General features: G+C 63.7%; 13 protein-coding genes. 7 read left to right on the forward strand and 6 right to left on the reverse strand.

What is annotated here, in order from left to right; genetic code table 11:
* Positions 1-111 precede the first annotated feature (111 nt).
* From IF809_RS03855 to tyrS, 3 genes are all read right to left on the reverse strand, one after another.
* The gene (locus IF809_RS03855; RefSeq protein WP_453979095.1) at positions 112-558 is read right to left on the reverse strand and encodes a DoxX family protein; all 447 of its coding nucleotides are present in this window, start codon (positions 556-558) and stop codon (positions 112-114) included.
* 221 nt (positions 559-779) lie between these two features.
* On the reverse strand, positions 780-2,024 hold the full coding sequence (locus tag IF809_RS03860; RefSeq protein WP_462836866.1) for an MFS transporter: 1,245 nt from the start codon (positions 2,022-2,024) through the stop codon (positions 780-782).
* 56 nt (positions 2,025-2,080) lie between these two features.
* The gene (gene tyrS / locus IF809_RS03865; protein ID WP_462836867.1) at positions 2,081-3,334 is read right to left on the reverse strand and encodes a tyrosine--tRNA ligase; all 1,254 of its coding nucleotides are present in this window, start codon (positions 3,332-3,334) and stop codon (positions 2,081-2,083) included.
* A 165-nt stretch (positions 3,335-3,499) separates the two neighbouring features.
* On the opposite strand from tyrS, the gene IF809_RS03870 reads away from it, so the two are divergent.
* The 3 genes from IF809_RS03870 (at position 3,500) to IF809_RS03880 (ending at position 5,724) form a co-directional block, all read left to right on the forward strand.
* Positions 3,500-4,603, forward strand: coding sequence for an anhydro-N-acetylmuramic acid kinase (locus IF809_RS03870; protein ID WP_453979092.1), 1,104 nt, complete (start codon positions 3,500-3,502; stop codon positions 4,601-4,603).
* 96 nt (positions 4,604-4,699) lie between these two features.
* Positions 4,700-5,395, forward strand: a complete 696-nt coding sequence (locus IF809_RS03875; RefSeq protein ID WP_462836868.1) for a glutathione S-transferase family protein — start codon at positions 4,700-4,702, stop codon at positions 5,393-5,395.
* Positions 5,396-5,400: 5 nt separating this feature from the next.
* Positions 5,401-5,724: a DMT family transporter gene (locus tag IF809_RS03880; RefSeq protein ID WP_462836869.1), complete on the forward strand. Its 324-nt coding sequence runs from the start codon at positions 5,401-5,403 to the stop codon at positions 5,722-5,724.
* Here IF809_RS03880 and IF809_RS03885 read toward each other — a convergent pair.
* The 3 genes from IF809_RS03885 to IF809_RS03895 form a co-directional block, all read right to left on the reverse strand.
* A complete protein-coding gene (locus tag IF809_RS03885) occupies positions 5,721-6,233 on the reverse strand; it encodes a DUF1697 domain-containing protein (protein WP_453979089.1) in 513 nt (170 codons plus the stop codon). The genes IF809_RS03880 and IF809_RS03885 overlap by 4 nt on opposite strands.
* 7 nt (positions 6,234-6,240) lie before the next feature.
* Entirely contained in the window at positions 6,241-6,888 is a 648-nt protein-coding gene (locus tag IF809_RS03890) for an alpha/beta hydrolase (protein ID WP_024337874.1), read from the reverse strand.
* A gap of 351 nt (positions 6,889-7,239) precedes the next feature.
* A complete protein-coding gene (locus IF809_RS03895; RefSeq protein ID WP_462836870.1) occupies positions 7,240-8,187 on the reverse strand; it encodes a LytTR family DNA-binding domain-containing protein in 948 nt (315 codons plus the stop codon).
* Between the two features lie 44 nt (positions 8,188-8,231).
* Between IF809_RS03895 and IF809_RS03900 the strand changes: the two genes are divergently transcribed.
* The 4 genes from IF809_RS03900 (at position 8,232) to sufC (ending at position 13,042) form a co-directional block, all read left to right on the forward strand.
* Complete coding sequence (locus tag IF809_RS03900) at positions 8,232-9,428, forward strand: acyltransferase family protein (protein WP_462836871.1); 1,197 nt, start codon at positions 8,232-8,234, stop codon at positions 9,426-9,428.
* 51 nt (positions 9,429-9,479) lie between these two features.
* Positions 9,480-10,619: a cysteine desulfurase family protein gene (locus IF809_RS03905; RefSeq protein WP_462836872.1), complete on the forward strand. Its 1,140-nt coding sequence runs from the start codon at positions 9,480-9,482 to the stop codon at positions 10,617-10,619.
* A gap of 112 nt (positions 10,620-10,731) precedes the next feature.
* Entirely contained in the window at positions 10,732-12,228 is a 1,497-nt protein-coding gene (sufB, locus tag IF809_RS03910) for a Fe-S cluster assembly protein SufB (protein ID WP_128966035.1), read from the forward strand.
* A 64-nt stretch (positions 12,229-12,292) separates the two neighbouring features.
* On the forward strand, positions 12,293-13,042 hold the full coding sequence (sufC, locus tag IF809_RS03915) for a Fe-S cluster assembly ATPase SufC (RefSeq protein ID WP_462836873.1): 750 nt from the start codon (positions 12,293-12,295) through the stop codon (positions 13,040-13,042).
* Positions 13,043-13,049 lie beyond the last annotated feature (7 nt).

The raw sequence follows: 13,049 nt of genomic DNA on the forward strand, positions 1-13,049 counted from the left end.
GTGCTGCTTGCAGCGGCCCTCGTCCTGATCTGGAACGTGCTGGGCTCTCGCTGAGGCGGCGCCGGCAAATTGCCGACGCCGTCCCGTGACTCAATGTCGATTGCGTGTGCGTCAGCGCCGCGCGAAAGCACCGCCCGTCGCCTCGCTCTCCTTGCCCATCAGCGCATCGACGCTGACCGCGCCGCCGCCCGCTGCCGCGAGATAGAGGCAGGCGAAGCAGAACAGGATGGCGGCGGTGCCGCCATTGAGCAGCGGCAGGAACACCGGCGGGCCTTCCTTGGAAATGTGGAAGACGTGGCCAAGGAAGTAGGCGAAGGCCATTTCGCCGGAGAGGACGAAGGCCGAGAGGCGGGTGAACAATCCGAGCATGAGTGTCGCGCCAAGCACGAGCTCGATCAGGCCGGCCGTCCAGATCAGCGGCGGGGGATTGGCGAACATGGCCACCTGCGGAATGTGGAAGAGCTTGGTCATGCCGTACTGGAACAGCAGCAGCCCGGTGATGAAGCGAAACAGGCTCAAGAGAACCGGTTGATAACGAGAGAGATAAGGAAAGTTCATTGGTTTGTGCCCTCCATCCAATGCTGCGACTAGGACCGCATTCGGTTCCGTCTCGCAAGCTGCGCCAGGTCAATTCACGCTGACATTTTTGTCATGTCCGACAAAACACCGCAGGCTGTCATTTCAGCCAGGTGTCTCCGGTAATTTTTTGAGCGTTTACGCGCCGTATCCGACCGTAGTTCCCCGGTGATGCGAATGAATTCAGGTTACCTCTATGAAACCTATCGTCGCAAGGCGGGCACGATCAGGAACGGGATCATTCCAAGCACCACGCTCGCAAGTGCGAACACGAGCAGCGCATTATAGCCGTGAGTCGCGTCGTGGATCAGGCCACCGCTCCAGGAGCCGAACGCCGAACCCAGGCCGCTGCCGATCGAGATGGTGCCGTAGATGGTTCCGACCCGCTTGCCCCGGAAGATCTTCATCGCAGTCGCCGTGATCAGCGGTCCTCGCGACCCCATCATGCTGCCGAAGCAAACGACGAAGCCGGTGAGCAGGATGAGGTTGGGGGAGTACTGCAATAGCCAGAGCAGGGCGATGCCGAGGATCGAGATCGCGTAGCTCAGCAGCACCGATGGCCGTCGTCCGATCAGCCCGTCGAGAGCGGAGACGCCCAGCATCCCGAACACCAGTACCACGCCGGAAAAGCCCCAGGCGGTCGCGGCCTGGAGCGGCGGGAAGCCCGCATCGATCAGGTAAGCGACGATCTGGGCTGCGATCGCATACATGCCGACCGCGGTGAAGAAGAACGTGGAGAACAGCGCCCAGAAGGCGTGATGGCGCATCGCGCTGAGAAGCGTCCACCCGTCGTCGATGAAATCAGGATCGGTCTTCTTCACCACGTGCGGCGAGCCCGCCGCGAACAGGCGCCATGGCAGCAGCATCAGCGGCACCAGCAGGCCCAATGCGGCGAAGCCGTAGACCTGATAGGTCGCGCGCCAGCCGAGATGATCGATCAGGAGCTGCGAAGCCGGCAGCAGCGCCAGCACGCCGCCCCCCATGGCGGAATAGACCACCGCCATCGCGGTCGGCAGCTTTGGACCGAACCAGCGGCCGAGCAGGATCGAGTTCGGCACGTTGCCGATGAAGGCGACGCCGATGCCGACGCAGAGTCCGATCGAGAGCTGGAATTGCCAGAGCGCCTGCGCGTGGCCTGCGATCAGGAACGCCGAGCCCAGCAGCAACAGGCCGAGCGCATAGACGATGCGTGGTCCGGAATGATCGAACAGCCGGCCGACCAGCGGCGCCGTCAGTCCGCTGATGAGCCAGGTCAGCGAATAGATCGAGACGACTTGCGCGCGGTCCCAGTGAAAAGTTTCGGAGATCGGCTTGAGAAAGACGGTGAAGCTTTCACTTAAGCCCCGGCCGAGGACGGCCAGCGTGAAGCACAGCGCGAGCACGACAAGCGCGGTGCGCACCGCGCCTTGCTGTGTGCCGTCACGTTCCCTGGCCGTCTTCTGATCCATTGCTCATCAGGGAGCGCGCTTCGATGCGACCTGACAAGCATAAAAAGGTCATACGCCTATGCAGGCCGGATGAGGACGTGCTTCTTCTTGCCGAAGGACAACTTGATCACGCCCTCGGGCGTCAGATTGGCCGGCGTGAGCGCCATCTTTTCGTCAGTCACTGGCTCGTCGTTGACGCGCAGCCCGCCGCCCTTGATCTGGCGCCGCGCCTCGCCGTTGGAGGCGACGAGACCGGCCTTGACGAAGGCGTTGAGCACGCCGAGGCCGGTCTCCAGTTCGCCGCGCGGAATTTCCACGGTCGGCAGGCTCTCGGCGAGTGCGCCTTCCTCAAAGGTGCGGCGTGCAGTCTCGGCGGCTTCGTTCGCAGCCTCGCGGCCGTGCAGGAGCGCGGTCGCTGCTGTTGCCAGCACCTTCTTGGCTTCGTTGATCTCCGAGCCACCGAGCGCCTCGAGCTTCTTGATCTCGGCCATCGGCAGCGTCGTGAACAGTTTCAGGAACTTGCCGACATCGGCGTCCTCGGTGTTGCGCCAGTACTGCCAGAAGTCGTAAGGGCTGAACTGGTCGGCGTTGAGCCACACTGCGCCTTGTGCGGTCTTGCCCATCTTGGCGCCCGATGCGGTCGTCAGCAGCGGCGTCGTCAGCGCGAACAGCTGATGCGTGCCCATGCGGCGGCCGAGATCGACCCCCATGATGATGTTGCCCCACTGGTCCGAGCCGCCCATCTGCAATTTGCATCCGGTGCGCTTGGCCAGTTCGACGAAGTCGTAGGCCTGGCAAATCATGTAGTTGAACTCGATGAAGCTCATCTCCTGCTCGCGCTCGAGGCGCAGGCGCACGGAGTCCATCGTCAGCATGCGGTTGACCGAGAAATGCTTGCCGACATCGCGCAGCATCTCGATCCAATTCAGCCTGGTCAGCCATTCTGCGTTATCGAGCATGATGGCGTCGCTCTTGCCTTCGCCATAGCGCAGCACCTTCGCGAACACGCCGCGGATCGAAGCCTTGTTGGCCTCGATCTCGGCGACGGTGCGGATCGCGCGCGTCTCGTCCTTGCCGGAGGGATCGCCGACCATGGTAGTGCCGCCACCCATCAGCGTGATCGGCTTGTTGCCGGACTGCTGCAGCCAGTGCAGCATCATCATGGTCAAATAGTTGCCGATGTGGAGCGAGGGAGCGGTACAGTCGTAGCCGACATAGGCGGTTGCCTCGCCCTTGGCGGCGAGCGCGTCCAGCCCCTCGAAATCGGAGCATTGGTGGATGAATCCACGTTCCTGCAGGGTGTTGAGGAAATCCGATTTAAATGCAGTCATCTGTCGGCGTGCCTGACAATTCTTGGTTTACTGTTTCGGGAGCAATTTAAGAGTCTTGGGTGGGAACCCGATTGCTGCCCGCCACTTGGCGCTGTGGCATTATAAGATGTGTCCCTCTGGCACAAGATCGGCATGCCGGAGCGGGTCTTTGAGGATGCTGATCCCATGATGTTGACGGCACTCGGGTTGATGAGCGGCACCTCGCTGGACGGGGTGGACGTCGCGCTGATCGAAACCGACGGCAAGCAGGTGAAGGCGTTCGGGCCCTCCGGCTACCGGCCCTACAGCCCGGCCGAGCGTAGCCTGTTGCGCCAGGCGTTGTCGGAGGCCGTGAACCTGTCGCAACGCGACGCCCGGCCGGGGATCCTGGCCGAGGCCGAGCGCGCGGTGACGCAGGCGCATGCCGAGGCGGTGGCCGCCTTCGTCGCCCAGAACCGGATGAAGCCGGAGGAGATCGACATCGTCGGCTTCCACGGCCAGACCGTGCTGCACCGGCCCGAGCGGCGGCTGACGGTCCAGATCGGCGATGCGCCGGCCCTGGCCAGGGCGATCCATATCCCCGTCATGCACGACTTCCGCGCCGCCGACGTCGAGGCCGGCGGGCAGGGGGCGCCCTTCGTGCCGGTCTACCACCGGGCGCTCGCCAATTCGCTCGCGCGCGAGGGGCCGATCGTCGTGGTCAATATCGGCGGCGTCTCCAACATCACCTATATCGACGGCAACGACACGCTGATCGCCTGCGACACCGGCCCCGGCAACGCGCTGCTCGACGATTTCATGTACCGCACCATGAACCAGGCATTCGATGCGGAGGGCAAGTTCGCAGCCCTCGGCAAGGCCGACGAGGCCTGGATCGCGCGGGCGCTGGAATTGCCGTTCTTTGCAGCCCCGCCGCCGAAATCGCTCGACCGCAACGACTTTGCGGCCTTGAAGCTTGGCGACGTCGCACCGGCCGACGGCGCGGCCACACTCACGGCCTTCACCGCAAGCGCGATCGCTCGCGTCATTCCGCTGCTGCCGCGGCGGCCGCGCAGCTGGATCGTCTGTGGCGGCGGCGCCCGCAACCTCACCATGCTGCGGATGCTGCGCGAGCGGGTGGGATCGGCCACCGTCGAAGCCGCCGAGACGCTCGGCTGGGCGTCCGACGCCATCGAGGCCCAGGCCTTCGGCTTCCTCGCCGCGCGGGGCCTGAAGGGCTTGCCGCTGTCCTATCCGACCACCACGGGCGTGCCGATGCCGATGACCGGGGGCGTGATCGCGCGACCCTGAATGTCCCGCTCGGTCAATGCGGACGCATCGACTTGACTGATGCATGCAAAATGCATCTATCTTGGATGCAGTTGCATCAAACAGCCGGATCGCGCCATGACGTCTTCGCTTGAAACGCCCGCCTCACTCAAACTGATCAGCCACAAGCTTTGTCCCTACGTGCAGCGGGCCGTGATCGCGCTGAAGGAAAAGGGCGTGCCGTTCGAGCGTATCGATATCGATCTCGCCAACAAGCCGGACTGGTTTCTCAAACTGTCGCCGCTCGGCAAGGTGCCGGTGCTGGTGGTGACGACCGACAAGGGCGAGGTCGCGCTGTTCGAGAGCAACGTGATCTGCGAGTACATCGAGGAGACCCAAAGCGGGACGAAGCTGCATCCGAGCGATCCGCTGAAGCGTGCCGAACATCGCGCCTGGATGGAGTTCGGCTCGGCGATCCTCGGCGATCTCTGGGGCTTGGAGACCACGACCGACGCGGCGATATTCGAAAGCAAGCGTCAGGCGCTCACCGCGAAGTTCACGCGCCTGGAGGCGGCCCTCCGTACCGGCCCGTTCTTCGCAGGCAACGCGTTCAGCCTCGTCGATTCCGTATTTGCGCCGGTCTTCCGCTATTTCGACCTGTTCGACGATCTGACCGATCACGGCATCTTCCGCGACGTGCCGAAGGTCCGCGCCTGGCGCGCGGAGCTTGCGAAGCGTCCGAGCGTGCGCACCGCCGTCGGCGCCGACTATCCGCAATTGCTGCATGCCTTCCTCATGCGCCACGACGCGCATCTGCTCAAGCTCGCGGTCTGACTCTGATGTCGCAACCCTTGGCCTGGCTGATGCTGATGATCGCCGGCGCACTCGATGTCGGCTGGGCGATCTCGATGAAATACGCCGAAGGCTACACGCGCGTCGGCTGGAGCATCGTCTCGCTCGTGCTCCTCGCGGCCTTCGTGTTCCTGCTCGGCCGCGCATTGAAGGTGCTGGAGGTCGGCGTTGCCTATTCGGTCTGGACCGGCATCGGTGCCGCCGGCACCTTCGTCATGGGCGTCGTGCTGTTCGGCGAGACCTTGAGCGCGATGAAGCTTGCCGGCATCGCGCTCGTGCTGATGGGAATTATCGCGTTGAAACTGGCCTAGAGCTCGGCGGCCATCTCCGCCAACGTCGCGATCGTATTGATATTGCGCGCGGTGCCGGTCTTTGCGGCGGGGATCACGAGTTTTGACGTTCCCATGCCGTCGCCATAATGCACGTAGATCTCGCGGCGCCCGAGGCGCACTTCTTCGTTCTTCTGGCCGCGGATGCCGGCGAGCGCGTCGGTCGGCGGCGGCTTGTCGAGGAAAATCGCGACGGTACGATTGGGCGCGGCCTTCGGGAACGGATTGTCAGCCAAAACTTCCGCCATCTCGGCAGCGCTGCGCACGAGGACACCGACCGGCGCGCCGGCATAGGCGTGCAAACGCTTTTCCAGCGCCGCCCTGATTGCTGATTCTGATTTGCGGCTGGTGAAGACTACATTGCCGCTGGCGATGTAGGTGCGCACGGCGGCAAAGCCGAGCTCCTCGCACATCGCCTTGAGCTCGGTCATCGGCAGCTTGCCGGTGCCTCCGACATTGACGGCTCGCAGCAAGGCTACGAACGCGGCCATGTCATCCTTACCGCACGTTGGCCAGACGCATGTCCAGATACGCCGTGATGGTCTCCATCAGCGGCTCGAGCTTGGCGTCGAAGAAATGGTTGGCGCCGGGGATGATCTGCTGGTCGATCACGATACCCTTCTGGGTCTTCAGCTTCTCGACCAGCGTGTTGACGTCCTTGGGCGGCACCACGGCGTCTTTCTCGCCGTGCACGATCAGGCCCGAGGAGGGGCAGGGCGCCAGGAACGAGAAGTCGTAGAGATTGGCCGGCGGCGCGATCGAGATGAAACCCTCGACTTCGGGGCGGCGCATCAAGAGCTGCATGCCGATCCAGGCACCGAAGGAGAAGCCGGCGACCCAGCAGGCGCGCGCTTCGGGATTGATGGTCTGTGCCCAGTCGAGCGCGGCCGCCGCATCCGACAATTCGCCGGTGCCGTGGTCGAACGAGCCCTGGCTGCGGCCGACGCCGCGGAAATTGAAGCGCAGCACCGAGAAGCCGCGATGCGCAAAGGCGTAGTAGCACTGATACACGATCTGATGGTTCATCGTGCCGTGAAACTGCGGATGCGGATGCAGGATCATCGCGATCGGCGCGTTCTTCTGCTTGGCCGGGTGATAGCGGCCTTCGAGACGGCCGGCGGGGCCGGTGAAAATAACTTCAGGCATCGATGATCTCTTGATTGATGTGCTGGAGAGCTGGTCCTGGGCAATCAACCGATTGTGGCCTCGCCGGCGGATGCCGACGAAAGCGCGAATGGAAGGGTGAGAAGGCGTGCGCCTCGCGGTGATGCGCTGATGGCGCGCGGTGACTTGACGGTGCGCGTTCTAACATAGGCGGCGGGGCAAAAAGCAAGCATCTTCGACATCTATCAATGCGCTCAAGAGCTTAGCCGGCCATCCCGGCGTCCGGCCGATCGTGGGTGGGATCAAGGCGGGGATGATCCGGGGGCGGTGCCGGGTCCGCAAGCGATTGGAATCACGATCGTTTATCCGCCGCCGGGTCATCCGGAGAGCGATTCACACGGGCGCGGCGCTGCCTCCGAGGGAGGCGACCGCGGGCCGGTAGCGGCGGCTGCCTCCCAGCGTCTTGCCGTTGTCGAAGGTAAGCTCGAAATCCCCCGACGGCTTGAAATCCACGCCGCTCACCCGGTCGAGATTGGCAAGCCGGGTGCGGTGAACGCGCACGATGGCGAAACGGGCGAGCTCGCTTTCGGTCGCAGCCAGCGTGCCCCGAATGAGGTGCTGGGTGCCGTTGGCGAGGCTGTATTCGATGTAGTTGCCGGCGGAGGCCACCCACAGGATATCACGCGGTGCGACGCGGATGCGGCTGGTGCCGTCCCGGAGCCAGATCAGATCGGGCGATTGCTCCGGCGGGGCGGCCGGCAAGGACTGGGCGGCGCGCGCCGCATTGCGCAGCTCGCGACGGCTTTCGATCAGCCAGAGCGTTGCGCCGATCAGCGAGGCCGTCACCACGTCTTTGCGGAACTCGTAGAGAATTGTCGTCAGGGAAAAATGGAAGTCGTAGGCGCCGCCTGCGAGCCAGAGCATCGACTTCCGCAGCCCCACCATTCCGGCGATGTGGAGGGCCGAGAAACCGAGGAGGGCGGCTGCGCCTATACCGGTCCGTGCCACGAGGCCAGTCGTCCGGCGCATGCGCCGGACCGCGAGCATCAGCAGCGGCACCAGCAGCAGGATGACGATGATGCTTGTCGTCTCCCAGAACAGCCGCAGGCCGACCTCGGCATGCTCGCCACGCCAGGTGGCATCCTGTGCGCCGGAGAGGGCGTTGACGACGCCGATGCCGAGCGCGACGGCCGCGATGATGGCCAATGTCGTCCGGTCGCCGCTGATCCCACCACGCCAACCGCTTGTCCCTGCCGCCGACGCTTCGTCCCCTCGCGGTCGATCCTGATCCCAAACCGTCTCGACGCGCTCCGTCTCCGGCGCATTTTGGCCGTCAGCCATGGCCCGAAAACCACTGATGTCGTCCCGTTACGGAGCAGAAACTCATGTCAACACCACAGCAAGCATCAAACCAGGAACGACGTATCGATCTGGACTGGGTGCGGATTTTAGCCTTTGGGCTGCTGATCTTCTACCACGTCGGCATGCTCTACGTGTCCTGGGGATTTCACATCAAGAGCGCGCACCGGCTGACCTGGCTCGAGCCGGTGATGCTGGTGCTCAATCCCTGGCGGCTGTCGTTGCTGTTCCTGGTCTCCGGCGTCGCGAGCCGCTTCATGCTGAGCAAGATCCGGCTCGGCGCCTTCGCGCGGGCGCGGTCGGTGCGCCTGTTGATACCCCTGATCTTTGGCATGCTCGTGATCGTGCCGCCGCAATCTTATCTCCAGATTGTCGAGGCGCTCGGCTATCCCGCCGGTTTCGCCGATTATTACCTCCACCATTATCTGCTGTTCAGCGCGCAATTCTGTCCGAACCCCTGCATCGTGCAGCCAACCTGGAACCATCTCTGGTTCGTGGTCTATCTCTGGGTCTACACGATGGCCCTGGCTGGCGTGCTGTTGCTGTGGCCGGCGGCCGCCGACTGGATCGGTGAGCGGTTGGCGGCCGTCCTTACCGGGCTGTGGCTGCTGGTGCTGCCATGCCTGTTGTTCGCGGCCTGGCGGCTCTTCCTTGCGCCGATCTTCCCCTCGACACACGCGCTGTTCGGCGACTGGTACAACCACGCGGACTATGCGAGCGCGTTCCTGATCGGCTTCCTGCTCGCGCGCCAGGAGGGCTTTTGGCGCAACGTCGAGCGGCAGCGATGGCTGGCGCTGACAATCGCGGCCGCTTGTTTCGGCATCTTCGTCCTCGTCTATGCCGGCTTGCTCGCGCCGTCGTCGGTGCCGAAATGGTTCGCCGGCTCGGCCTATGGCTCTTACCAATGGCTGGCCATGGTCGCGGTTCTCGGCTTTGCGCGGCGCCATCTGGCGGCCGATGATGGCCCCGTGCGCCGCTATCTGACCGATGCGATCTTTCCCTATTACATCGTGCACCAGACCGCGATCATCATGATCGCGCATGCTCTGCAGGGCAGCGGGCTCTCCGCCGCAAGCGAGGCCGCGATCGTGATCTCAGGCACCGCGCTGACTTGTGCGGCGACTTACGAGATCGTGCGGCGGATCGGCTGGCTGCGTCCGCTGTTCGGGCTGCGGATGGTGTTGCGTTCCCCGGCAGGGATTGCGCAGCAACAGCCGGCCTGACGTGCAGCGGCGCGCGATTGGCGCGGGGGCAAAAGGTGCTAAGAGGGCGCCATGTCAAGCCGCGTCTATCTCGACTGGAATGCGACCACACCGCTGCGCGCCGAAGCACGCGCGGCGATGCTGGCCGCCTACGAGCTGATCGGAAATCCGTCCTCGGTCCATGCCGAGGGACGGGAGGCGCGGCGGTGGGTCGAGGAGGCCCGCGCTACGCTGGCAGCGGCGGTCGGCGCGCGGCCGCGGAACGTCGTCTTCACGTCCTCCGGAACCGAGGCCAATGCGCTGGCGCTGTCGCCCGTCCTGCGCGGCCGGTCGGGCGAGCCGGTGCAGCGGCTCCTGGTTTCTGCAATCGAGCATGCCTCCGTGCTGGCAGGCGGCCGGTTTCCCGCAGAGAGCATTAAGCAGATCCGGGTCACACGCGCCGGCGTGGTCGATCTGGATCACCTGCGGGAACTGCTCGGGGGCGGCTCTCCGGCACTCGTCTCGATCATGGCCGCCAACAACGAAACCGGAGCGCTCCAGCCGGTGGCGGAGGCTGCGCTGGTTGTCCACGAGGCCGGAGGCCTCCTGCACGTCGATTCGATCCAGGCACTCGGCAAAATTGCGTTCAATATTAACCAGGTGGGCGCGGACCTTGCGAGCTTCTCTGCGCACAAGATCGGCGGCCCCAAGGGCGTGGGCGCGTTGGTGGTCAGCGAAGGGCTCGCCGGGTTGGAGCCGATCCTGCGCGGCGGCGGGCAGGAGCTCAATCGGCGCGCCGGAACCGAGAATGTTGCCGGGATTGCAGCCTTCGGAGCGGCGGTGAAAGCTGCCCTTCAGGCTCTGCCGGAGGATGCGAAACGGATATCAAGCCTCAGAGATCACTTGGAAAAAGGCCTTCGCGCGATCGCTGGCACAACGATTTTCTCCGAGACCGCAGATCGGTTGCCGAATACCGTCCTGTTCACGGCTCCCGGCCTGAAGGCCGAAACCGCCGTGATCGGCTTCGACCTCGAAGGCGTGGCGGTGTCGTCCGGGTCGGCCTGTTCCTCCGGAAAGGTCCAGCCCTCCCACGTGCTCTCGGCGATGGGATTTGACCCCGCCGTGGCCCAGGGAGCGGTGCGTCTCAGTCTGGGCTGGTCCACGGAACCTGAGGACATCAATAGGACGTTAGAGGCTTGGCGAAAGCTCGGTAATAGCCTACTTAAGCCCTAAGCGACGAAACACGGCTTGAACGGTTCTAAGCCGTGCTTTCCGCACAGAAACATCGTAATATTAGTCCGAGTTTGATCCACCGCGGTCCTTGAAACCGCGAGCGGAGGATGGAATGCCAGCCGTACAAGAGACGGTCGAGCGCGTGAAGCGCATCGACGTCGACCAGTATCGTTATGGGTTTGAGACCCTGATCGACTCCGAGAAGGCCCCCAAGGGGCTGTCGGAAGAGATCGTCAAGTTCATCTCGCAGAAGAAGAACGAACCCGACTGGATGCTCCAGTGGCGGCTGGAGGCTTACAGGCGCTGGCTGACCATGCAGGAGCCGACCTGGGCCCGCGTCGACTATCCCAAGATCGACTTCCAGGACCTCTACTATTACGCGGCGCCGAAGCCGAAGAAGACGGTCTCGTCACTGGATGAGATCGACCCGGAGATCCTGAAAACCTACGAGAAGCTCGGCATTCCCTTGCGGGAAGTCGCCATGCTCGAAGGCATCGAGCCCAAGGTGGGCGAGGAAGACCCGGCCCGTCGCAAGATCGCGGTCGATGCCGTGTTCGATTCGGTCTCGGTTGCGACCACCTTCAAGGCCGAGCTGAAGAAGGCCGGCGTGATCTTCATGCCGATCTCGGAAGCGATCCGCGAGCATCCTGAACTCGTGCAGAAATATCTGGGTTCGGTGGTGCCGACCTCGGACAATTTCTACGCGACGCTGAACTCGGCGGTGTTCTCCGACGGCTCGTTCGTCTACGTGCCGCCGGGCGTGCGCTGCCCGATGGAGCTGTCGACCTATTTCCGTATCAACGAGCGCAACACCGGCCAGTTCGAGCGCACGCTGATCATCGCCGACAAGGGCGCCTACGTCTCCTATCTCGAAGGCTGCACCGCGCCGCAGCGCGACGAGAACCAGCTGCACGCCGCCGTGGTCGAGCTCGTCGCCCATGACGATGCCGAGATCAAATATTCGACGGTGCAGAACTGGTATCCCGGCAATTCGGAAGGCAAGGGCGGCATCTACAATTTCGTCACCAAGCGGGGCGACTGCCGCGGTGCCAATTCCAAGATCTCCTGGACCCAGGTCGAGACGGGATCGGCGATCACCTGGAAATATCCAAGCTGCATCCTGCGCGGCGATAACTCACGTGGCGAGTTCTACTCGATCGCGATCTCGAACGGCTTCCAGCAGGTCGATTCGGGCACCAAGATGATCCATCTCGGCAAGAACACGTCGAGCCGCATCATCTCCAAGGGCATCGCCGCCGGGAAGTCGCAGAACACCTATCGCGGTCTCGTCACCGCGCATCGCAAGGCGCTAGGGGCGCGCAACTTCACCGCCTGCGACTCGCTGCTGATCGGCGACAAATGCGGCGCACACACCGTGCCCTACATCGAGGCCAAGAACTCCTCGGCGACGTTCGAGCACGAGGCGACGACATCGAAGATCTCCGAGGATGTGCTGTTCTACTGCATCCAGCGCGGGCTCAGCCAGGAAGAGGCCGTCGGCCTTGTCGTCAACGGCTTCGTCAAGGACGTGCTGCAGCAACTGCCGATGGAATTCGCGGTGGAAGCGCAGAAGCTGATCTCGATTTCGCTCGAAGGGTCGGTCGGCTGATTGCCGACCACCCGGCGGCGCGCGCCTCGCGCTCCAATATCATCTGAATAAACTGGATACCAAGATGGCTTTGCTTGAAGTGAAAGACCTCAAGGTTCGTGTCGAGGAGCGTGAGATCCTCCACGGACTGACGCTGACCGTGAACGAAGGCGAGGTGCATGCGATCATGGGGCCGAACGGCTCCGGCAAGTCGACGCTCTCGCACGTCGTCGCCGGCAAGCCTGGCTATGAAGTCACCGACGGCCAGATCCTGTTCAAGGGCGAAGACCTCCTGGAGATGTCGCCGGACGAGCGCGCCGCCAAGGGCGTGTTCCTGGCGTTCCAGTATCCGGTCGAGATTCCCGGCGTCGCCACCATGAATTTCCTGCGCACGGCGCTGAACGCCCAGCGCAAGGCGCGCGGCGAGGATGAATACTCCACCCCGGACTTCCTCAAGAAGGTCCGCGAGGTCTCGAAGTCGCTGAACATCCCGCAGGACATGCTCAAGCGCGGCGTCAATGTCGGCTTCTCCGGCGGCGAAAAGAAGCGCAACGAGGTGTTGCAGATGGCGCTGTTCGAGCCGAGCCTGTGCATCCTCGACGAGATGGATTCGGGCCTCGACATCGACGCGCTGCGCATCGCGGCCGACGGCGTCAACGCGCTGCGCTCGCCAAAGCGCGCGATGGTCGTCATCACCCACTATCAGCGGCTGCTCAACTACATCGTGCCCGACGTGGTGCACGTGATGTCCAAGGGGCGGGTCGTGAAGAGCGGCGCCAAGGATCTGGCGCTGGAGCTGGAAGCGTCCGGCTACGCCCAGTTCGAGGACGCGTAAGGATTGG

It is taken from the genome of Bradyrhizobium sp. UFLA06-24 (assembly GCF_054967145.1).